We start from the raw sequence: 22910 nt of genomic DNA, 5'->3' as shown, positions 1-22910 counted from the left end.
AAAGGGGAGGATTTACTTATGTCGAAATGGTTTTTCCAGAAAGGGGCATGGAAACCGGCGTTCACGGCGACACTTGCGGCAGTCATGCTGTTTGGCTGCGGCGGCAAGGGCGACGGCGTATCGCAAGCGGGTCAGAGCGGGGAGGGAACTCAAGAACTTACACAGGTAAAGGTGTTCAAAAGCCACATGGGTGTCGGCACGATTCCGGGCGCGGATAATCCGCATGTCCAATATGTGGCGGAACGGACCGGCGTGGAATATCAGCTGGTAACGACCCCGCCGGGATCGGAGCCGACTGAATATCTCAATCTGATGATTGCATCCGACGACTTGCCGGATATTCTTCGCCCGATCGGCGGGATCGAGCAGACCCTTATTCGGCAAGGAGGAGCGCTGGCACTGGATGATTTGCTGCCCCAGTATGCCCCGAACGTCTGGAACAATATCCCGCAGGAAGCATGGGATGTCGTTCGATCCGCTTCGCCTGACGGCAAAATCTATTATGTGCCTAAAGTGTTCCTGGTGCCGGAAAGAGCGCCGCTGATCCGTCAGGATTGGCTTGACAAGGTGGGGATGTCCATGCCGAAGACAACGGGGGAATACAAGGAGGTGCTGCGCGCCTTCCTTAACGAAGACCCGAACGGGAACGGCTTGAAGGACGAACTGCCTACAACGGGCCGCGAATTCGGCAAATGGATGGACCATTTGTTCGCCATGTTCGGCGTCGCGATGTGGGAGGGGAATCCGGAATGGGACGTCTATGACGGAAAAATCCAGTATGCCGGCGTAACGGACAATATGAAGGCTGCCATTGCGTTTGCCCGTGAGTTATACGACGAGAAGCTGCTGGACAACGAGACATTTCTGAACAAAGGCGATGTGTGGACAGCGAAAATCAATAATAATCTGGTCGGCAGCTGGTACCACCTTCCCGCCAACCTGCGCGATCGGTTCACGGCCATGCAGCAAAAGGCACCGGATGCTTATATCGTTGGCATGCCGCTTCCAAAGGCCGACGGTTTTGAGGGCTTCGTCACGCAGAAGAGCATGGGCGAACCAGAGTGGATCATTCCGGCAAAGGCACAGGATAAAGCCCCTGCCGCCTTGAAGCTGCTCGATTTCTTCTATGATCGGTCGAATGATGAATTTACCCGCTTTGGCATCGAAGGATTGCAGCATGAAGTTGTTGATGGCAAAAAAGTGCTGCTTCCGGCCGAGGACAGCCGTCCGTTGGCGCTCGGCATGCGCAACCTGACGACAAAGGAGGATATGGACATCCGGATTCAGGAGACGATCCCGGAAGACATGCAGCAGATGGTGAAGGATATATTCGAGGTGAGTACCGCGGACGCGAAGCGGATCGCCGGGGATGGACTTCCGAGTACCGTGTATGAAGGCTTCCCGGACATTCAATCGCATAAGCTGTTTCAGGAGTATGTAACCAAGATCGTCATCGGCGAATGGCCGCTGGAGAAGTTCGATGAATTCGTCGACCGCTGGCATGAGGCAGGGGGAGACGAAGTAACGAAGAGGGTAGAGGAATGGTACTCAAGGATGTGATCATACAGTGAAAAAGAAATATGCCATATGCGGTGTGAGCGGTCGTGCGCTCGGCATGTTCGCCAAACCGATTCTGACGACGCATGTACGGCGCTGCGACCTGGTTGCCATACTGGATTGCGATCCGGCCCGCTTCGAGCTGTACCGCTCCCGCTTCCCGGAGCATACCGCCGTCGGAACTTACGGTGAAGAGGAATTCGGGAAGATGATTGACGAGACTCGGCCGGATGTGGTCATCGTGGCGGGGCGCGACGATACGCATGCGCGTTATATTGTTGCCGCGCTTGAACGGGATCTGGATGTCATCACGGAAAAGCCGATGGTCACGACGGGTAAGGACGCGCGGCGCGTGTTGGATGCGGAGCGGGTGAGCAAAGGCTCGGTGACGGTCACGTTTAATTACCGTTATGCCCCGATTCACGCCAAAATCAAAGAGATGGTGTGGGAGGGCAAACTCGGCCGGATTACATCCGTCGATCTCAACTGGTATTTGGACACGTATCACGGCTCCAGCTACTTCAAACGGTGGAACCGCCGGCGCGAAATGTCAGGAGGTCTCTCCATCCATAAAAGCACGCATCATTTCGACCTTGTGAACTGGTGGATCGGTCAAAAGCCGGTCGAGGCCTTCGCCTACGGGGCGCTCCATTATTACGGTGCCCAAGGGGAGCTGAATCCGGGCAAAGAAGACGGTCGCCATTGCGGAACCTGCCTCTCAGCCAGCCGCTGTGCTTATCATTCGCGCTGGAACGCACGTCATGTGCAGGACGATCATCTCGGTCAGCTGGATAGCGGGGGACCGCAATTTCCTTATACAGGCTACCGCCCGGACCGGTGTATTTTTGATGATGAGATCGATATTGAGGATACGTATGCGGCCACCGTCAAATACAGCGGAGGCGCACTGCTCAGCTATTCCGTCAACTTTTCGCTGCCGTATGAAGGGTATCGCTTGGCGATCAACGGTACGAAAGGCCGGTTGGAGACGATCGAATATCATGCACCGTCCCGAACCCCTTTTCCAACACCGATCCAGACGATCGACTACTTCCCGTTGTTCGGCTCCAAGGAAACCATCCATGTCGTCCATCGGGAAGGCGGCCATGGAGGAGGCGACCCGCTTCTGCTGAACGACCTGTTTCTCGGTGAGAACCGGGAAAGGCCGTTCCCGATTTTGTCCGGGGCTGTGGATGGCGCCTATTCCGTGGCAACGGGGGAAGCCGTGTGGCGTTCCGTGAAGGAACACCGTCCGGTGGCGATAGCGGATGTTCTGGGCGGGTGGAAGGAGAGTGAGCCTATTGAATGATAAAGGATACGTTGATCCGGCGGAAAGCCTGGCTTCCCAAACAGAGGGCAGTAACATCGAGCATGCGCTAACGGTCATTGCCCAGCGTTATGTCGGTGACAATCCGCCTCATGCCCCGGTTTACCGGGTGACGCGCAAGAGTCCGATCCGCAAGCGGGCCGACCACTGCTATCAACTCCCCATCGCGGATACGTTCCCCGAGATGACGGGGAGCCAGGTGGTCTACGCCTGGACGAAGCTGTGGGCTGCCGAACCGCAGAGCTTCCCCTTTCTGATGGAATGGACGGGGCAAGTTCGGCTGTACCATAACGGCCGGAAGCGGTTCGGTTCGGCGCCAGGGGAAGAAGCGACAGCAGGCGAATTGCCTCTGAAGCTTGGGATTCAGCTTACCAAGGGATGGAATCACTTCGTCCTGGAATTCCGCCGGAGCCCAAACGGCTGCGGAGCGGTATTTGGCACAAGCAACCGCAAGAACAAGCCGTTTCACTTTCTGGCTCCATCCATGGAGCGGGAGGGCGAGGAAGGATGGATTGTGACGATGCCGATGGACGGGGCGCTTGCCCGCATCCCCGATTCAATGGAAAGCGAATCATGGACGGGTGCACAGTGGCTGCCCGTGCCAGCAAAGCACGTTGGGGAAGCAGATGGCGGCCCAATGTTGAGAATGTACGGGCGGAAGCCGGGATATGCCGCTTACGCCTGGACTGCCGTGGTCAACCGGACCTTAACGGCCAAGAAGATGACCTTGTCAGGAACCTCTTATGGACCGGTCCGGTTTGAATGGAACGGCAGGGAGGTTTACACAAGTCGGGAGGCAGGCACATTCCGTATTGCCATCGATGTGCCTCCGGGCCGCGGGGAGCTTACCGCACGCAGCGAATACGTTCAAGAGGGCTGGGGGTTCGAGGTCAGCGAAGCCTCGCCTGAAGGGATGCTGACCGCGCCGCGCAGGGTGCACGGCCTGACCGGCGAGTGGCTTTATCTGGGTCCGATCCGTGCGGAAGCAGAACTTGAGCTGTCCGACTATTTCGGACTGGATACGGTTGCTGTTGACGGCGGACAGACGCTGTTCTGGACAGGAAGCGAACCGGGAGCCTGTGTGAGGCCGTTTTTGGAGAATGAGCTTTTCGGCCGCTGGAATTATCCGCTTGGTGTCACGATGTACGGCTTGTTGGAGACGGGCAGGCTGCTTAATCGCCTGGACATCCAGGAATATGTGCTCCGCCATGTCGAGTTTGCCACGAGGCATTACGAATATTCCTTATGGGATCGGGAGGAATTCGGTGCGGCAGGGCTGAACAATCAGCTGTCCGACATCGACAGTCTGGACGATTGCGGATCGTTCGGCGCGCTAGCCATCCTTGCAGACCGAATTCGATCCATGAAAGGGGTGCACAAGGCAGCGGACGACATCGCCCGGTACATCATGGATAAGCAATCACGTCTTGAGGATGGGGCGCTTTATCGCGAAGTCGGCGTTTCCCCGAGCATGCACCTTACGATGTGGTGCGACGATATGTACATGAGCGTACCGTTCCTGTGCCGATACGCCGAGCTGTCCGGCGATTCCCGCTATCTGGACGAGGCAGCACGCCAGCTTCTGCTGTATAAGTCCTACCTATACCTGCCCGACCTGCAGCTGATGTCGCATGTATACGATGTACGTCATGGGCAGCCTTCCCGGACGGTATGGGGACGAGGCAACGGATGGGTGTTTTTCTCGCTGTCAGAGCTGCTTGCCGTGCTTCCGTTTGGCCATCCCGACTATGAGGGACTGCTGCTTTTTTATCGCGCGCTGGCGGAAGGGTACCTTCGTGTGCAGGGAGTAAACGGGTTATGGCACCAAGTGCTGACAGACCCTGAATCCTATGAGGAAGCCTCGTGTACCGCAATGTTTATTTTCGGCATGGCGCGGGGGATTCGCCACGGCTGGCTGGAGGACCCGGATCCGTACTTGCAATCCGCCGCTGCGGGGTGGGAAGGTTTAACCAGCAGGGCCATCGACCGCCTGGGAAATGTGTATGGCGTGTGCAAGGGCAGCAGCTGGTCGACCTCGCATGCGTACTACAAGCACGATTTATCGTGGAACTTGAATGATACGCACGGAATCGGCATCGTGCTGTTGGCCGGAGTCGAGCTGCTCGGACTGATGCGGGCCAGCCCAATTGTAAACGCTTAAATTTGCGTGACGGCAGGAGCGGAACGTGAGCTATAATGGAACCATTCTGGTAGTAAAGCGGGGGTTGATATGTTCCTATCGATCGGCAAGTGGCTGAAATACACGCTGGCCCATACGCAAGCGAGGCTGGTGCTCATTTTGACCGTTTCCGTTTTTATGATCATTTTGGCCGTCAGCCTGACATCATATTACACCTCCAAATCGGTGCTTCAGGAAGAGCTCAGCGAGCCGCAGCACCAAATGCTGCAGATCAGTATGAAATATATCGACGATTTGATCCGGGAGAGCGACAAGATTGCGGTCCAGGTCGCGGTGAATGACGATATCTACGATTTTCTGACGAGCGAGAATCAGAACTCGGTGTCCAATATATCGACATTGTACCGACTGCTCTCAACCTGGATCAGCAACTCAAAATACATTAACAGCATATACGTTTACGATGTCGAGCGGGGAAGCTTTATTTCGCTTCCGCAGGGATACAGCTCGAGCAAGCTCACATTCGTGGATTCCGAGTGGACCGGTATCGCTGATGAATTCGGAGACGACATGATGATGATCCGCAAAAGGCATGTCCCCGAGGGGGCGGGCAATAAAGGGTCGGAGCTGACGCTGTTCCGCAAAATCATGATCCAGGGCCGATTAAGAGGCGTCGTAGCGGTCAATTTGCTGGATGCTGAACTGTTCGCGAAATTGAATCCGCCGGCGCTGTCGCAGCTCGACAGCATGCGGTACATCGTGGACCAGCATAATAACATTCTTTATTCGGTTTCGAATTCGGAATTCAAACCGGAAGCGGTGAGGCAGGCGCTGCACGAGCTGAAGGAAGACCACTTCGGGGATTTTTCCCATGAGGGTCGGAAGCTGCTGGTCAATCAAATCGAATCGCCGCTGACCGGATGGAAATACGTATCCATCGTCTCCCAGGATAGTTTGCTTGCACAGTCCAAAAAGGTGCGAGACACGGTGCTGTATGTATCGGTGGCGGCACTTGCGCTCGGCGTGCTGACCATTCTGTATGTAAACTCCGCGGCCTTCCGCCCGGTGCGCAGGCTTAAGCAGCTGTTCAGCGCCTACAACGGGAAGGCGACCAGCCCGGATCGCATCGATCTGGAAAAGCTGGCTGGCGAACTGCTCAGCAATCATGCGCATCTGTCTCAGCTGATCCGCGAGACGATATCCGATGCGGCTTCCAAGTTTTTGTATGATATTCACTCGGGTCATATGAGCGGCAGACGCGAAATCCGCGAGAAGTGGAGACGGTATTTTGCGGAATGGACGGATGCGCCCGTCACGGTAGCGGTGCTGTCGATCGACCGCTATGATTCGTGGTCGCGCAGGTTTCCGGCCAGTGACCACTCGCTGCTGAAGTTTGCCTTGGCCAATATCATGGCAGAGCTGCATGAGCCCGAATGGAGGGTGGCCTGTGCCGATTTCGGAGCGGACCGGATGGCTATCCTGTTTCAACCGCGGAGCGGGGAAACTCGGCCTCCGCTGGCCGAGGCGATCGAAACGGTGTCCCGTTTGCTGAAATTCAGCGTGTCCGCTGGCGTGAGCATGCCGCAGAGCGAGGTTTGCCGGTTAAAGCAGGCCATGCTGGAAGCGGAGAACGCGTTAACCTACCGTTTATATAAAGGGTACGGTCAGCTCGTGCCGTTTCAGGATGTATCCAGTCACGAAGTGACGGATATGCAGCCGCAGGAAGATGGCATACGAGAGTTGATGACTGCTGTGGAGACCGGTGAAGGGGAGCGGGCTATAGAGCTGCTTGGGCGTATTATTGGCGATATCCGCAGCCGTTACTGGTATCCTTCGGAGGCGCTTGCCTTGCTGCAGGCGCTGCTGGAACGTCTTAAAGGGATATGCCCAGAGGGAGAAGGCCCCGAGGGGGACCCGGCAGGTCGGCTGGGCACGCTGTACATTGAAGATATCGAGGCGGAGCTTTCCGGCCTGATTTCGGTCTTGGCCGACCGTTACCGCCGTTTAATCGGCAGCAAGGATTTCTTGATGTGCCAGCGGATGATCGAATTCATGGAGCAGCACCTCGGCGATCCGATCGGCATTCCGGAAATTGCAGAATCGACCGGCATCAGCAGCAGCTTGGCCAGCCAGCTGTTCAAGCAGGAGACAAACGAAACGATCTATAACTACTTAACCCGGCTGCGGATGGAGCGGGCTAGCGAGCTGCTGGTCAAAACCGACCGCAAAATATCCGATATCGCTCAAATGGTGGGCTACCAGCATGAAAACAGCTTCATTCGCAGCTTCCGCAAATTCAAGGATATCACCCCGGGCAAATACCGGGATATGATGAGAACCCGGATAGACGCCTTGTTTGAATGAAGGAGCCGGGAAGGGAGGAGCTATGGAGATGGAGAGAGAGCAAATTGTTTGGCGGCATCATCCTGAATTCGACAGGCTGGATCCGCTATCGCCACTGTCGGTAGGCAACGGGGAATTCGCGTTTACCTCCGATATTACCGGGCTGCAGACATTTCCTGAACAATATGAGGTGCCGCTTGGCACCCAGTCGAACTGGGGCTGGCATTTTACGGGGGGGCGCGGCAGGTTCTCCGCGAAGGATGCAGCGTTGCAGATGTTCGAGACCCACGGCCGGCAGGTCGGCTATCCGATGAAGCCGGGGGATAAGCCGGAAGCTTACCAATGGCTGCGGCAAAATCCCCACCGTCTTCACCTAGGCCGGCTGTCGTTCCGATTTCTGGACGAAGCGGGAGAAGAGCTCGGTTACAGCGATGCAGGCCAATTCCGTCAAAAGCTCGATCTGTGGACGGGCATTCTATCGAGCAAGTTCGAAATTCGCGGCGTGCCGGTCGAAGTTACGACGGCGTGCCACCCCGAAGCTGATATTTTGGGCGTGCGGGTGATCTCGCCCCTTATCCGGGAAGGGCGGCTTCAGGTATTCATCCGTTTCCCCGCACCGGATATGACTCATTCGGCTTGGGCAAAATCGGTGTTTGCCGATTGGGAAAGCGATCATCGGCATGATACCGTTCTCGTTCGGCAGGAGAAAGGAACGGCCCTGTTGGAGCGGACGCTGGACGAGGAGCGTTATGCGGTCCGCTGGCGTTGGAATATTGGCCGGCTGGAGCAGACGGAAACACATGAATTCACGCTGAATCCTGGCGAGTCTCAGGATGAATCCCCCAATGAATCACCGGAGGAGCTGACGTTTTCCGTAGGCTTTGCGGCTGGGTCGCCCGGTGTGGCTGACTTTGAAGCTATTGTTTCGGCGAGCATCCGGCATTGGGAATCGTTTTGGCAGAGCGGTGGCGCAGTCAGCTTCGCAGGCAGCTCGGATCCGCGAGCCTTTGAGCTGGAGCGCCGCGTCGTCTTGTCGCAATGGTTATGCGCTATTCACAGTGGGGGCTCGATGCCGCCCCAGGAGACCGGTCTTATGTACAACAGCTGGTTTGGCAAATCGCATTTGGAGATGCATTGGTGGCATGCCGCCCATTTCGCGCTGTGGGGCCGGGCTTCCATCCTGCGGAGAAGTTTGGACTGGTACAACGGCATACTGCCGGTCGCCCGCGAACTGGCGCTATCGCAGGGATACGAGGGAGCACGCTGGCCGAAAATGGTCGGTTTTGACGGTATCCCGTGCCCTTCGCCGGTCGCTCCGGGTTTGATCTGGCAGCAGCCGCACCCAATCGCCATGTCGGAGCTGTGCTATAAGGCCGACCCGGCACAAGAAACGCTGCGCGGGTTCCGTGACATCGTCTTTGAATCGGCTGACTTTATGGTTTCCTTTGCCCACTGGAATGAGTCAAAAGATGCCTTCGATCTCGGACCGCCGCTCATTCCGGCTCAAGAATGCCATCCCATGAACACTAGCGTGAACCCGCCTTATGAGCTGGAGTATTGGAAATATGGCCTGGATATCGCTATAAAGTGGGCTGATCGATTGGGTATCCAGCCGAATCCGCGCTGGGTTGAGGTGGCGAATAATCTGGCGGCGCCGCCCCGACTCGACGGCGTTTACCTGGCGCATGAGTTGGCGCCGGACACGTTTACGGAGAATAATCATGACCACCCGTCCATGCTGTGCGCATTAGGCGTGCTTCCCGGCAAGCTTGTCGACCGGGAAACCATGCGGCGTACATTGTGGAAGGTCAAGGACGATTGGAAATGGGAATCGGCCTGGGGATGGGATTTTCCCGTATGCGCCATGACCGCTGCTCGGCTCGGCGAGCAAGATCTGGCTGTCGATTTTCTGTTAATGGACGAAATGAAAAACACGTTTTTGCCGAACGGGCATAACTATCAGCGACCGGGTCTGACCGCTTATTTGCCGGGTAACGGCGGACTGCTTACGGCGGTGGCCATGATGGCCTGCGGCTGGGAAGGAGAAGAAGATCTGCACTGTCCGGGATTTCCGGCAAGCGGCTGGACGGTGCAGTGGGAGGGGCTGAAGCCGTGGCTTTAGCTTCGTCTTCGGCTTGTACAACTTGCGGACAGGAGGGCTGAATATGGCCAAGGGAACGGTGTGGAAGCCGGAACGTAAGCAGTATCGCGACCGATTGACCGGAGTCGAAGTGGTGCAGCTGACCGACTATAAGGCTCATAGTCATCATCTATATTTTACGGAGAACGGATGGTATGACGGCGGCAAGCGGCTGTTGTTCGTATCGGATAGGGAAAACAGTTCGAACTTGTACAGCATGGATGTCATCAGCGGCGAAATGCTCCAGCTGACGGATTACCCGGACAATGATGATGTGGATGCGTGTCTGTTACCGGATGGCCGGGCCGCTTTCGTCAAAACGGGTCGGAGCGTACGCCGCCTTGATCTGACAACATTGGAGGAAGAGCTTGTCTACGAAGCTCCAGAGGGGTACAACATCGGCAACCTGAGCTGTCCTGCCGATGGTCGTTCGGTCGTCACCTGCATACAGGAGGATCTGTCCCATCGCATGCAGCTAGACCTCGGCAATGGCTATGTCGGCCATAGGGAGTTGATGGAGGCTGCTCCTCACAGCCGGATCGTGCGGATCGATTCGGAAGGGCAGACGCAGCCTGAAACCCTGTATGAAGCCCATCGCTTTATAACTCATATTAATGCATCACCCGTCGAACCATGGTTGATCACCTTTTGCCACGAAGGGCCGTGGCATTTGGTCGATCACCGGATATGGGGACTGGATCTTCGGAACGGAGAGGCCTGGAGAATTCGCCAGCGCCTTGAACCCGGAGAAAAGGTCGGCCATGAATTTTTTTATCCTGACGGCGTTACCATCGGTTACCATGGCTTCCGTATGGATGGAACCAATTTCTTCGGAAATATCCGGTATGACAATACGGCCATGGAAGAGACGGATTTCGGGTTTGATACGTGGCATGCGTATGCGGACGGCCTCGGTCAGGCCGTTGTCGACGGCAAAGGGTCGGTCAAAACCCTCTCCGTATGGCGTAAAGACGCCAAAGGAGTCTATCAAGGGCCGAGGATGCTGTGCGAGCTCCGATGCAGTTTTCATTCCCAGAAGGTGCATGCGCATCCGCGTTTTGATCCGGACGGTAAACGACTCTTGTTTACAAGCGATAAAAATGGTTATGGCAATCTGTATCTGGTCGACATGCCGGAAGATTTCGATTCGCTGCCGCCGCAATCGGTCTAAAGCGAAGGAGAGGGGAGGGGTCAACCGTGGCTGAAGCAACGGTCCTGGAACGAATACCGGTCCGGGTGGCAGAAACGATCTTGTCCGCTTGCGTGGACGGATACCATCCGAATATAGCCAACAAATGGGGTTACGTGGCCGGCATGGCTTTGAGTGCACTGGGCCGCCTGGCCGAATGGACGGGCGAGAAGCGCTTCAATGAAGCAGTCAAGCGCCATATGGACGTCTTCATACAAGAAGACGGGACGATAGCAGGCTATACACTGGAGGACTATAACCTCGATCACATCAATAAAGGCAAGAATCTGCTGCCCTTGTGGCGCACGACGGAAGAAGAGAAATACCGCAGGGCTGCCGAGCTGCTGGCATCTCAGCTGGTTGGACAGCCGCGGACAGACGAAGGCGGATTTTGGCATAAGAAAATCTATCCGTTTCAGATGTGGCTGGACGGCCTCTATATGTCGTCACCGTTTATGGCGGAGTACGCAGAAACGTTTGATGCGCCGGAATGGTTCGACGAAGCGGCACGTCAGCTGCTGCTCATCGAGCGGCGCACGCGGAATCCGCAGACGGGCCTGCTGCATCATGCTTATGATGAGAGCAGGGAGCAGCGCTGGTGCGACAAGGAAACGGGCCGCTCGCGCCATGTATGGGGGCGGGCCATGGGCTGGTATGCGATGGCCCTAGTGGACTCACTGGAGCATTTCCCCGTAAGGCATCCGCAGCGCGGCCAGCTGATGGGCATTTTCGAACGAATGGCCAATGCGCTCGTACGCGCCCAGGATCAAGACAGCGGGCTGTGGTATCAGGTGATGGACTGCAACGGACGGCAGGGCAATTATTTGGAGGCTTCGGGCTCCTGCATGTTGACCTATGCCTTGGCCAAAGGCATTCGGCTTCATTATTTGGCCGAGATCGACATCGGGGTGGTCGAACGTGCCTATGACGGCATCAAGAAACGTTTTCTCACCGTCGATGCCGAAGGACTGCACCTTCACGGCATATGCCACGGCGCCGGATTGGGCGGGCGGAAATACCGTGACGGATCGTACGAGTATTATTTGAGTGAAAAGGTAGTCAGACTCGCTAATGGGCGTCGCTCCGCTCCTGCTGGCCAGCATCGAAATGGAGAGGCTGCAAGCGGGGGACGAGGTCGGGCATCGGGGATGAGTCAAGAGAACATGTTGACCATGAGGTATCCCGCATCTTGGTGGCGTAATATGTGGCGTGAGGGGTTACCCTCAGGCAATGGAATGGTCGGGGCCTCGGTATTCGGGGGCGTGCATGAAGAGACGGTGCTGCTGAATCATGAGGGGTTGTGGCATTGGGGCCGGAAGGATCCGCTGCCGGACGTGAGCATGACGCTTGCCGAAACGCGCAGGCTGATGGATGAAGGACACTATGCGGAGGGCAGCTGGAGCTTGGCGAACGCTTTACGGGAGCGGGGATACGGGACGAGGCTGGCCTCCCGCTTCCCGCTCGCGGCGATTAAACTGTTCATGCCCAGTACACGGGCGTTCCGCCATTACCGAAGAACCCTCAATATGGAGACCGGTGAGGTTTCGGTTGGCTGGACGGACGGTTCGATCCGATACGTAAGGCGGTTGTTCGTCTCCCGTGCAGATAGGGCCATCGTTTACGAGATTGGCTCCGAGGGATGTGCTAACCAAGAAATAAACCCAGAAGGCAGGAAAGGGATCGGTAAGCATATCGAGGTTCAAGCCGGGACGAGTCACTGTATTTCGGGAGAGATTGGGCTGGCGCTCTACCCGAGCGACCGATTGGGGGATACGCCGGAATTCAAGGAACTGGCCGAATCCGTGGTCACTTCGGCGAAAGGGACGTTTATCCGGTACGCCGGCCGCAATGATGACGGTACAGATTTCGGGGCCGTGCTGCGGCTTATTTGTGAAGGCGGAAGTTTACAGTCAACCAAGGAAGGAACGATGTTAAGTTTTGTTAAGGCCCGACGGGCCCTGGCACTGGTGAAAGTATTTATCCGTGGCAAGCGTGAACAGGAATGGGAGCAGCTTGAGCGTGAGCTCAGCGACTTCCCTGAAAATTGCGAATATGACCTGCTTCTCACGCGCCACGCCGAGCTTCATGGTCCATTGTTCCATTCCGCATCCTTGAAGCTGAACGTGACCAGCGGGGACGTGCGTTCGAACGAGGAACTGCTGCTGGAGGCTTACGAGGGCGAGGCGCCCGATTCGCTTGTTCGTAAAATGTGGGCTTATGGAAGGTATTTGTTTATTAGCGGGACGGCGGCCGAATCGGGGCCGTTCGGACTATATGGCCTGTGGGGCGGAGACTACCGGCTTGTCTGGTGCCACCATATGGCGAATGAGAATATTCAAATGATGTATTGGCACGCGCATGTTGGGGGCTTGGGAGAACTAGTACCCCCTTTGTTCCGCTACTACGGGAGCCTAATGGACGATTTCCGCGGCAATGCCCGCAACTTGTACGGTTGTCGCGGAATCTACATCCCGGCTGGGACTACGCCAGGGATCGGAACGCCGAATCAAATCGTACCCGTCATTCTAAACTGGACGGGAGCGGCCGGGTGGCTGGCCCGGCATTATTATGAGCATTTTTTGTATACGGGAGATGTCCGGTTTTTGCGAGAGGAGGCGCTGCCGTTCATGCGTGAAGCCATTCAATTCTACGAGGACTTCGCAGTTGTCGGTGAAGACGGCGCCTACCGTCTGTATCCTTCGGTTTCGCCGGAGAACACGCCGCTCAATTTCATGCCGGAGGACGGAAGGCAGCTGGCTCACCCGATGCCGACAACCGTCAATGCTACGATGGATATTGCAATTATGAAGGAACTGCTTACCCATCTGATCCAAGCGAATCGGCTAGTCGGCGGCCCCGGTTCGGAGGAAGAACGGTGGATGCGAATGGTGGAACGCATTCCGCCTTACCGGACGAACGGGGACGGAGCCGTTGCGGAATGGCTGGATCCCGCGTTTGAGGACCGATACGATCACCGTCATCTCTCCCATATCTATCCCTTGTTCCCGGGTGATGAAGTGACTCGGGAATCAGCACCAGAGCTGTACGTCGCTTTTGAGAAGGCGGTGCGTCTGCGCCGACTCGGAGCCCAAAGCGGTTGGTCGCTTGCCCATATGGCTTCCATTTACGCGCGGCTGGGGGCAGGCGATCGTGCGCTGGAGTGTCTTGATACATTGGCGCAATCATGTCTGCTGCCGAATCTGTTTACCCTCCATAATGATTGGAGGGGGATGGGGATATGCATGGATATGCCGGCAGCGCCGATACAGCTCGATGCAAACATGGGATGGGTGAATGCCGTACAGGAGATGCTGCTGCAGGTGTCGCCGGATATGGTGAAGCTCCTGCCAGCGTTGCCGGAGCGCTGGCGTAGTGGCCGACTCTCAGGCTGGAGATACCATACCGGTCGGATCACCGTGGAATGGGACCGGGATGCCGGTATGTTCCACGCCAAGCTTGAGGCTGAACGGGAGACGGACATCCTCGTTTCCCTGCCGCCTTGGGCAGGGGAATGTTCCATGTCCGGCCCGGCAGCCTCCGTCCAGCCATCAATGCTAGGGCCCCTTTTTCATGCGGTCCGTCTGCACCCGGGGTCACAGCTGTTGATCGATTGCAGCCCGTAAGTCGAAATAGACGTAAGCCGACCTCGAGACTGAAATTGGCCGAAGACCATTTCATTGAAAAAAAGCACCTCAACCAAAGGAATGAGCCCTTGGTTGAGGTGCTTCTATTTTTAGGTCATCTTGGATTGACATGGAATCATGTAAACCCGCTGCCCACCTTCATTACGGCTGCAGGGTGATGCCGAATGCCGAACCTGGGGCACCGGCGAATACGACAGCTCCGTTAGCCGGGAGCTTAACTTCGTTGGAGCCGCTGACCACGGTGTAGTTTACGACCGTGCCTTTCTCATCGTATACGGCGAATGCGCCTTCCGCCGGCAGGGTTACCGTCATGGTTTTGCCTGCGGCTGCTTCAGGAACGGTATACCACTTGGCATAGCCGTCGGCTTGCAGGGTAACGGTGGATTTTTTCCCTTTATACAGCGGCTTCACGTGCTTGCCGCTGATAAACAGGGATCCAGCACCCTCGAGATACTCTACGCCTTTTTCCTTATAGAAGCGGAATTCGGACGTATCCCGGCTGCCAATCGCCGGAACCTGGTGCTGGCTTACTGCGGTATCCGGATCGATGATCTGCTTGTCGATCAGATATCCTTCCAGGCCGCTCTTGCTGTTAATCTCTACCGTCGGTTTCGTAATGAAGTACATCAGCGATGTGAATTTCTCGTTCAATGGATAGAACGTTTCGCCTTCCCGCTTCGCCCATGCGGCAGCGGTTTCCTTGGACAGCGGGTTCGCTTCCATTTTTTCGGCTGAATATTGCGACAAGGCCATCTGTCCCAGTCCAGGAATCGAAACATATTGTCTTACCCATAGGTAGATGCGATCATTCTTTTCCTTAACGAAGCTGACCTTGATGCTGCCATCCGCGCTGACAAACGTTCCGTCCGCGGTGTATACATATTTCTCGGCAGGATAGTCCGGTACCATCGGTACGGTAATGGACAGTTCGCCGTCCTTGATGTCGACTTTCATCTGCTGATTCGTCACGCCATAGTAACCGGCGAATTCCGCCATATTGTCAGGCATATCCGCTTGGACCGGTTTGCCGAACGATTTTTCCGGCTTGAATTCCTTGATGGTGCCTTTTTCCTTGAGCGTATGCAGCAAAATTTCGTTTGCCAGCAATTGGTTGGTTGAACTCGAACCGCCGGAAGATAATACGGCAGCTGCCATGTTCTGCTCCGGAAGCACAACGAGCGAAGCGTGGTATAGAATGGTGTCGCCGCCTTTAGTCACGGCTTTCATGTCATATTGGTTAAACGGGAACAGTCTCACGCTGTCCCAGCCAAGTCCATAATCGAACGAATTATCGGCATCTTCTGGCCACAGGCCTTTTTTATACTCTTCCTGCTCCATGGCTTTTACAGACTGATCTGAGAGGATTCCTTCGGCTTCCCCGGTGAAAATCTGCGCAAACTGCACCAGGTCTTCGGCCGTGGAGTAGATGCCGCCGGTTCCGATGACATTGATGGTCTCGTTAGGCAGCTGTCCTTGATGAGCCGGATAATAGAGGCCCGCCATTTGGCTTAAATCCAATGTGTCTTGGGATGTCTTGGTGTGGTCCATGTTTAACGGCTCGGTAAAATGTTCATGAATGAATGCGGTAAAATCCTTGCCGCTCACTTTTTCCACGAGAATCTCGGCGAGCGTGAATCCGTCATTGCAATACACGGAGAATGCACCCGGGTCTGCCTTCAGGTTTTGGGTGGACAACTGCTTCAGCAGCGTGTCATGTGCATGCGGGTCATTATCTTCGAACAAAAACGCGTTGTTCAGGCTTGAGCCCTGCAGACCGGAGGAATGGTTAAGCAGCATGCGCGGCGTGATTTTTTTGTAGCGTTCGTCTTTCATCGTGAATTCGGGTATGTACTGAACGAGAGGCGCATCCAGGTTGATCTTCCCGTCATCCACCAATTTCATGACCGCGGCGGCAGTGAACACTTTACTCGCGGAGCCGATCCCATACATCGTATCTTCGGTCAACGGGATCTTTCCTTCGATATCATTGACGCCCGCTTGCCCGGACACGGTAATCTTGCCGTTGTCGATCAGGGCATATTGGACGCTTGTCGTTCCATACGTCTCGGTGAGCAGCTTGGCTTTCTCTGCGGCGATCTTCTCAAGACCCCCTCCTGCAGCGGCAGTCTGGCTGTTATCTGCTGCCATGGCTCCGGCTGGAAGGAATATCGTAACCGCGAGCAGGGCAACCAGCATTCGTGATAATCTTTTCTTCAATGAACAAATACCTCCTTATTATGAATGTATAAGTTAGTACGATTTACCAGCGGGAATGGTTCGAATTTTTTTCATGTTTTTCGTAAATCTGTGATGAATCAGATATAGTCCGGGTGTTGAAACGTTGTTAGGTGAGACATGAAGAGATGAGAAGGAGTAAAAAAAACCAGGCATCCCATCATTAGTCGCGAGGACCGTATGGTAATGCCTGGTTATTTAACTAAGCACGATCAGGAGTGCCGAAGCGGTGCCGACGAAACTGCCGGCCAGGCAATCCGAAGGATAATGAAAGCCGAGATAAACCCGTGACAGGCTGACCGTAAGCGCCAGCAGGATCAAGATCAATGACAGCCAGGGCGTTACGAACAGAAACGGCGTGATGATGGAAAATATAGCCGTCGAGTGCCCGGAAGGAAACGAATGGTCCTTCATCGGTTTCTTTTCAAACCTCACTTTTTCCAATGCCTGGTATGGCCGGATGCGCCGCAGTTTCTTTTTGATGAGAGCCGTAATCAGGAAGCTGAGGGACAGTGCGATAAAGCTCTGCCATCCCATCGTATCCCACGGCTCCGGTGCAAAAAACGCTATCGAAAGTGTCAGCACAATGGTAAAGATAGCACCCCCCATATGGGTGACCAGCGCGAGCATCGAATCCACCATTTTGTTGCTGATCTTGCGGTTTAACCAGCGGAAGATAAGGTGGTCATGTTGCTGAAGCCAATCCATCGAACGAGTTATCATTGTGAACAGAACACCTCACATTATAGTTTGGCAAGCTGATAGCCCTGAGTCAAAACGGGCTCGGGTGTATGCTTGTAAGGGCCGGGATTGATCGCGTAGACAAGAGGCTTACATACGACAGTATACAGGAGAATTGTTAAGCGTGGGTATGAATGGCGAGTATTTTTTCATAATTCAAGCTTTCTTCGGCATAAGTACTTTCGATGATAACCGTATACTGTAAGGGACGTGATTAAAGTTATGGTTTCCAATTGACGGCGACTTGATGTTCCCATGTTCTCTAAGCCCGGAATCCGATATAATGAAAGCATCTAACCATGCATAAGGAGGAGAAGCATGAAATTTCGCGTTTCTGCCGTGCAATATCATCTGCACACGATTCAATCCTTTGACGATTTTGCCCGTCAATCGGAGCATTATATCCGAACGGCGGAGGAGTTCGAAGCCGATTTTGTGCTGTTTCCGGAATTTTTCACGACGCAGCTGATGTCCATCGGGGACGATCAGGGCCAGGCTTTAACGATCAATGACCTTCCGGATTTCACAGACCGTTACCGCGAGCTGTTCCAGGGCTTTGCGAAGCAATATAACATGCATATCATTGGCGGGACCCACGTCATTCGCCGGGAAGGGAAGCTTTACAATGTGGCGCATCTGTTCTATCCGGACGGCCGCATTGCGGAGCAGGCGAAGATTCATATTACGCCTTCGGAGATAACCGGCTGGAACATGGGGGCCGGCGAAGGGCTCGAAGTATTCGAGACCGAAAAAGGCACCATCGCGATGCTCACCTGCTATGACATCGAATTTCCCGAGATCGTGCGCATGGCCAAGGCCAAAGGGGCCGACGTCATTTTCTGTCCGTCCTGCACCGATGATCGCCACGGATTCCACCGCGTGCGTTATACCAGCCATGCCCGCGCCATCGAGAATCAAATCTATGTGGTGCTGACCGGCACGGTTGGATCGCTGCCTACCGTGGATCTGATGCGTGCCAACTTCGGGCAGGCTGCCATCATTACGCCGAACGATATTCCGTTCCCGCCGAAGGGCCTGCTGGCCGAGGGAGAGCTGAACAACGACATGATCATTACCGCCGATCTCGATCTGGATTTATTGTATCAAGTGCGCGAGAAGGGCTCCGTCACGACATGGCGTGACCGGCGTACGGATTTGTATCCAGATTGGGAGTAAGTCTTTTTATCATGATTTGAAAAAATAGGATAAAGGCGGTGTGGAGGAAATGGCCCGGTTTCATCAACAGTTTTATGTATTCGACGACGCCCGGCCGGTGCCGGTTGTCATTCGAGGCTACACCGAAGCGGAGTTCGACGAGCTGATCGCCATTCAATCCGAGACGTTCCCGCCTCCGTATCCGCCGGAGCAATGGTGGAACAAGGAACAGCTGATGCAGCATGTCACCTTGTTTCCCGAGGGCGCGCTATGCGTTGAAGTGGATGGCATGCTCGCAGGCTCCATCACCTCGCTCATTGTGGATTACGATCCGATGGAGCCTGCCCACTCCTGGGCGGAGGCCACGGATAACGGATACATCCGCACGCATCAGCCGGACGGAAACACGCTGTACATCGCCGACATTTGCGTCCGGCCGCGCTTTCGCAAGCTTGGACTCGGCAAATGGCTGATTCAGTCGCTGTATCACGTGACCGTCGAACGGGGACTGGACCGGCTGCTTGGCGGCGGACGGATGCCCGGCTATCATCGGCATGCGCACGAAATGTCGGCCGCGGAATATTTGGATGCCGTTGTACGGGGAGATCTCAAAGATCCCGTAATTACCTTCCTGCTCCGGTGCGGCCGGACGCCCGTTGGGGTAGCGGCAGAGTATTTGGAGGATGAGGAGTCCTGCAATTACGGGGCCTTGATGGAATGGAAGAATCCGTTCCGAGAGTGAAGAGTTTATATTGGATGGTGATTTACGGCTTCAGATATCTTCGCTGAATATAAAGATATTTTCATTACATATATAAGGAGGCTTTTAATTGATGGAATATATTCGCATTACGAGCATCGACGATCCCTTGTTCCGCAAAATGCACGATCTCATGAAGGGAGTGTTCCCTCCGGAAGAGGTGCTGGAATTCAGCTTATGGAAGGAGCCGCTCGAAGATCCGGGCATTCGGGTATTTGTTGCCCTGCATGAGGACGAAGTGGTGGGTACGACGGAATACCGCTATTACGAGGACTGGAACGTGGCGATGACCGATTTTACCATTATCGGGCGTGAAGGGCTCGGCATCGGCCGATTCCTGGCACAACATCGCTTGAAGGATCTGAATCAATTGGCGGCGGCAAACGGCAAAGAGCTGTTCGGCATGTTTGCCGAGATTTACGATCCATATCGGGTGCAGGACCATGCATTCGGCGGCGTGAAACCCATGGATCCGTTCGTTCGCCGCGAAGTCCTGTCGCATCTGGGTTACAAACGCACAGATATCGACTATGTGCATCCCTCCTGGAACAATGATGGCGAGGCGGTGAGCGGGCTTGATTTCTGCTTCATGCCGGGCGACGATGCTGTTGATGAATTGCCTGCGGAGCTGATTGCCAACTTCTTGAGACGATACTATTCGGTGCTGCCTGAGAAACCGCAAGCCTGGAACGACATGGTGGCCAAGCTGGACGTGCGGGAGAAGGTATCCTTGCTTCCGCTGTAACCTATAGTATGGATCAGGCCTGATTCTTCTTGAATCAGGCCTATTCTTTTTCTTGACCGCCCATTGATTTCAATTTTTTGGTATTCTAATCTTATGAACGGCCAGGTCGACGCAATGGGGAGGCTGCTTATGAAGCGAAATCGTATTTGGTTATGGGCAGGTATTGGTTTAAGCATCGTAATCCTATATTCATTCATGCAACTAAGCGTTCATCTCGGCAAACCCATGTCCGAGGAACAGAAGATAGCGGCCTCTTACGTGAAATCGCTGGGCTATAAGATTGTAAGCCACTCCAGTAAACCGATTACTTATACGCTTGAGAAATCTCTTCTCGCACCCGGTACCGGCGCAATCCCCTATATTCAGACATGGAGTGTACAGAGCCAAGATCCGGCAAACTACTACGGAAAAGAAATTGTCACTTATCGTTTCAAGGTTTCCGGGCATCCGCTTGACCGCATGTATAATACGAATACGGCCTTATTCGTGATGATGTCGGAGGGGAAGGTCATCGGGGGAACCTCGTTCCCTGATCGGAACGATTTAGCTGGAGCCCCTTATTCTATTGATGGAAAGACCTTGGAGGAAATCACGGGCAACAGTTTCGGGGAATGGCGCGAGCAATGGGCCAAGAAATACGGGAATTGACGATGCGCTCCAACCTCTCCCAAAATAAGACGAAAGACATTTTTCTTTACTTTTGCTAAAATCCTCATTTGAATTGCAAGGCTATACTGGATATAGTAATACAATAGGTAAGGAAAAGAGGAACGTACATGAACGACCGAAAACAAGTGAGCATCCGTCTTCAGAGCCTTCACGAAGGAGAGAATACGATACAGGAGCTTCCCGCAGAGGCGTTTATCAAGGGGAAAGTGCTGTATGTGCGCTATACGGAGCCTGCGCTTGGACCGCATCAGGGGGAAACCCGGGCCATGCTCAAGCTGACGGAGGACGAGCTGAAGCTGATCCGTCACGGCGAGGTGGAGTCCGAGCAGGCGTTTAAGCTGGGTCAGCGATTGCCAGGGTATTATCGCTCCCCGTTCACTTCATTTAATCTGTCTACGCACACCCAGCGTCTGGAGCTAGCGCTAGAGGGCATGACCGGACGAGCGGCTTGGGCGTATGATTTATATGTGTTTGACGAGTTTTCGGGACACTTTTCGATCAGTTTGACTATTCAGGAGGCACATGAATCATGACAATGAATCCATTAGATCACATTAACGGGCTGGTTGCAGAGGCGGTAGGAGACGCTGCCGTAGCTGCCGGACTGGTGTCCCGCGAGGAGCTGCCCGCCATTACGCTGGAAGTTCCGAAGGATAAGTCGCACGGCGACTTGGCTACGAACGTAGCGATGCAGCTGACGCGGATTGCCAAGAAGAACCCGCGGCAAATCGCGGAAGCTATCCTGGAACATTTGGATACGGCAAAGGCTTCCATTGAGAAAGCGGAGATCGCCGGGCCCGGGTTTATTAACTTTACCTTGGACAAGGGGTATCTCTATCCGATCGTGGCATTGGTTCAGGAACAGGGCGATAACTACGGGCGGATCGCTACGGGCGAAGGGCAAAAGGTCCAGATGGAGTTTGTCAGCGCCAATCCCACCGGAAGTCTGCATCTTGGACATGCCCGCGGGGCGGCGGTAGGCGATGCCCTTTGCAATGTGCTTGATTTTGCAGGATACGAAGTTACGCGCGAATACTACATCAATGATGCAGGCAACCAAGTAGTGAACCTGGTTAAATCCCTCGAAGCCCGCTATTTGCAGGAGCTCGGTCAGGATGCCGAAATGCCTGAAGACGGATACCATGGCGAGGATATCAAAGGATTTGCCAAAGAGCTTGTAGCCGAGAAAGGCGATTCCTTGCTATCGATGGACCCAGGCGAGAGAACGGCATTCTTGCGTCAATTCGGGCTTGAGAAGGAACTTGGTAAAATCAAACGCGATTTGAATCGATTCCGCGTCCATTTTGACGAGTGGTTTAGCGAAACGTCCCTGTATGAGGATGGACTGGTGGAGAAATCCCTGGAAGAACTGAAAGCCAAGGGCGAAGCTTACGAGAAGGATGGGGCAACCTGGCTCCGCACCACCGATTATGGGGATGACAAAGACCGCGTCCTCGTTAAGAATGACGGAACGTATACCTACCTGACGCCGGATATTGCGTACCACCGCAATAAATACGAGCGCGGCTATGACAAGATCCTGAATATTTGGGGAGCCGACCACCATGGTTACGTTCCGCGCATGAAGGCTGCCATGGAGGCGCTCGGCAATGACCCGGACAAACTCATCGTATTGATCGCCCAGATGGTCAGCCTGTTCCAGGACGGCGAGAAGGTGAAGATGTCCAAGCGTACCGGTAAAGCGGTCACGATGGAAGATCTGATGGATGAGGTCGGCGTGGACGCGATCCGCTATTTCTTCACCATGCGCAGCATGGATTCGCATTTGGATTTCGATATGGATCTGGCGGTGTCCACGTCCAACGAGAATCCGGTCTTCTACGTACAGTATGCACACGCACGCATTTGCAGCGTATTCCGCCAAGCGGAGGAGCAAGGCGTTAGCCTCCTGCCGCTTGCCGACGTCAACCTGAGCGTTCTGACCGCCGAGCATGAATACGACATTTTGCGCAAAATGGGAGAGCTCCCGCAGGAAGTGTCGCTTGCTGCGGAGAACTATGCACCGCACCGGCTTATCCGGTATGTATATGAACTGGCTTCCTTGTTCCACAGCTACTACAGAGCTGAACGCGTGATTACGGAAGACGCGAATCAAACGCAGGCCCGCCTTGCTTTGCTGGGAGCGGTCCGCACGGTCATTGCCAACGTGCTTCGCCTGATGGGCGTATCGGCGCCGGAACGCATGTAAGAAGGGCCCTCCCTTTCATATGCCATAACAGCCAACAGCCGTCTTTCTTAGGAAAG

At 54.8% G+C, this 22910-nt stretch carries 15 protein-coding genes; 13 read left to right on the top strand and 2 right to left on the bottom strand.

Annotation, left to right across the window (positions count from 1 at the left end; all coding sequences use genetic code 11):
* The first annotated feature begins 18 nt into the window (after nucleotides 1-18).
* The 7 genes from HMPREF9412_RS29310 (at nucleotide 19) to HMPREF9412_RS29280 (ending at nucleotide 14319) form a co-directional block, all read left to right on the top strand.
* Nucleotides 19-1560: an extracellular solute-binding protein gene (locus HMPREF9412_RS29310; protein ID WP_009595502.1), complete on the top strand. Its 1542-nt coding sequence runs from the start codon at nucleotides 19-21 to the stop codon at nucleotides 1558-1560.
* A gap of 7 nt (nucleotides 1561-1567) precedes the next feature.
* Nucleotides 1568-2866, top strand: a complete 1299-nt coding sequence (locus HMPREF9412_RS29305) for a Gfo/Idh/MocA family protein (protein ID WP_009595509.1) — start codon at nucleotides 1568-1570, stop codon at nucleotides 2864-2866.
* Nucleotides 2850-5045: a glycoside hydrolase family 88/105 protein gene (locus HMPREF9412_RS29300; RefSeq protein ID WP_441295388.1), complete on the top strand. Its 2196-nt coding sequence runs from the start codon at nucleotides 2850-2852 to the stop codon at nucleotides 5043-5045. Before HMPREF9412_RS29305 ends, HMPREF9412_RS29300 begins: the two co-directional genes overlap by 17 nt.
* Before the next feature lie 69 nt (nucleotides 5046-5114).
* Entirely contained in the window at nucleotides 5115-7388 is a 2274-nt protein-coding gene (locus HMPREF9412_RS29295; protein WP_009595513.1) for a helix-turn-helix domain-containing protein, read from the top strand.
* 22 nt (nucleotides 7389-7410) lie between these two features.
* A complete protein-coding gene (locus HMPREF9412_RS29290) occupies nucleotides 7411-9489 on the top strand; it encodes a hypothetical protein (RefSeq protein WP_009595562.1) in 2079 nt (692 codons plus the stop codon).
* Nucleotides 9490-9532: 43 nt separating this feature from the next.
* Nucleotides 9533-10678, top strand: a complete 1146-nt coding sequence (locus HMPREF9412_RS29285; RefSeq protein WP_009595543.1) for an oligogalacturonate lyase family protein — start codon at nucleotides 9533-9535, stop codon at nucleotides 10676-10678.
* A 26-nt stretch (nucleotides 10679-10704) separates the two neighbouring features.
* Nucleotides 10705-14319, top strand: a complete 3615-nt coding sequence (locus tag HMPREF9412_RS29280) for a glycoside hydrolase family 88 protein (protein WP_009595506.1) — start codon at nucleotides 10705-10707, stop codon at nucleotides 14317-14319.
* A gap of 162 nt (nucleotides 14320-14481) precedes the next feature.
* Here HMPREF9412_RS29280 and HMPREF9412_RS29275 read toward each other — a convergent pair whose 3' ends face one another.
* Both HMPREF9412_RS29275 and HMPREF9412_RS29270 read right to left on the bottom strand, forming a co-directional pair.
* Complete coding sequence (locus tag HMPREF9412_RS29275; protein ID WP_009595526.1) at nucleotides 14482-16557, bottom strand: serine hydrolase domain-containing protein; 2076 nt, start codon at nucleotides 16555-16557, stop codon at nucleotides 14482-14484.
* Between the two features lie 216 nt (nucleotides 16558-16773).
* Nucleotides 16774-17298, bottom strand: coding sequence for a phosphatase PAP2 family protein (locus HMPREF9412_RS29270; protein WP_036674047.1), 525 nt, complete (start codon nucleotides 17296-17298; stop codon nucleotides 16774-16776).
* 336 nt (nucleotides 17299-17634) lie between these two features.
* Here HMPREF9412_RS29270 and HMPREF9412_RS29265 point away from each other — a divergent pair, with 336 nt between their 5' ends.
* The 6 genes from HMPREF9412_RS29265 to argS all read left to right on the top strand — a co-directional run bounded on the left by HMPREF9412_RS29265 (nucleotide 17635) and on the right by argS (nucleotide 22854).
* Nucleotides 17635-18492: a carbon-nitrogen hydrolase family protein gene (locus tag HMPREF9412_RS29265; RefSeq protein WP_009595511.1), complete on the top strand. Its 858-nt coding sequence runs from the start codon at nucleotides 17635-17637 to the stop codon at nucleotides 18490-18492.
* Between the two features lie 49 nt (nucleotides 18493-18541).
* Nucleotides 18542-19213: a GNAT family N-acetyltransferase gene (locus HMPREF9412_RS29260; RefSeq protein WP_009595538.1), complete on the top strand. Its 672-nt coding sequence runs from the start codon at nucleotides 18542-18544 to the stop codon at nucleotides 19211-19213.
* A 91-nt stretch (nucleotides 19214-19304) separates the two neighbouring features.
* Nucleotides 19305-19976: a hypothetical protein gene (locus HMPREF9412_RS29255; protein WP_009595536.1), complete on the top strand. Its 672-nt coding sequence runs from the start codon at nucleotides 19305-19307 to the stop codon at nucleotides 19974-19976.
* A gap of 129 nt (nucleotides 19977-20105) precedes the next feature.
* Nucleotides 20106-20624 (top strand): hypothetical protein, encoded by a 519-nt coding sequence (locus HMPREF9412_RS29250; RefSeq protein ID WP_009595525.1) that lies wholly within the window; start codon nucleotides 20106-20108, stop codon nucleotides 20622-20624.
* 128 nt (nucleotides 20625-20752) lie between these two features.
* On the top strand, nucleotides 20753-21178 hold the full coding sequence (locus HMPREF9412_RS29245; RefSeq protein WP_009595541.1) for a DUF1934 domain-containing protein: 426 nt from the start codon (nucleotides 20753-20755) through the stop codon (nucleotides 21176-21178).
* Nucleotides 21175-22854: an arginine--tRNA ligase gene (argS, locus tag HMPREF9412_RS29240; protein WP_009595534.1), complete on the top strand. Its 1680-nt coding sequence runs from the start codon at nucleotides 21175-21177 to the stop codon at nucleotides 22852-22854. Before HMPREF9412_RS29245 ends, argS begins: the two co-directional genes overlap by 4 nt.
* Nucleotides 22855-22910 lie beyond the last annotated feature (56 nt).

The sequence above is a fragment of the Paenibacillus sp. HGF5 genome, assembly GCF_000204455.1.
Taxonomy (GTDB): domain Bacteria; phylum Bacillota; class Bacilli; order Paenibacillales; family Paenibacillaceae; genus Paenibacillus_AQ; species Paenibacillus_AQ lautus_A.
The sequence above is the reverse complement of the archived record's forward strand: the minus strand, read 5'-3'. Positions and strand labels throughout refer to the sequence as shown.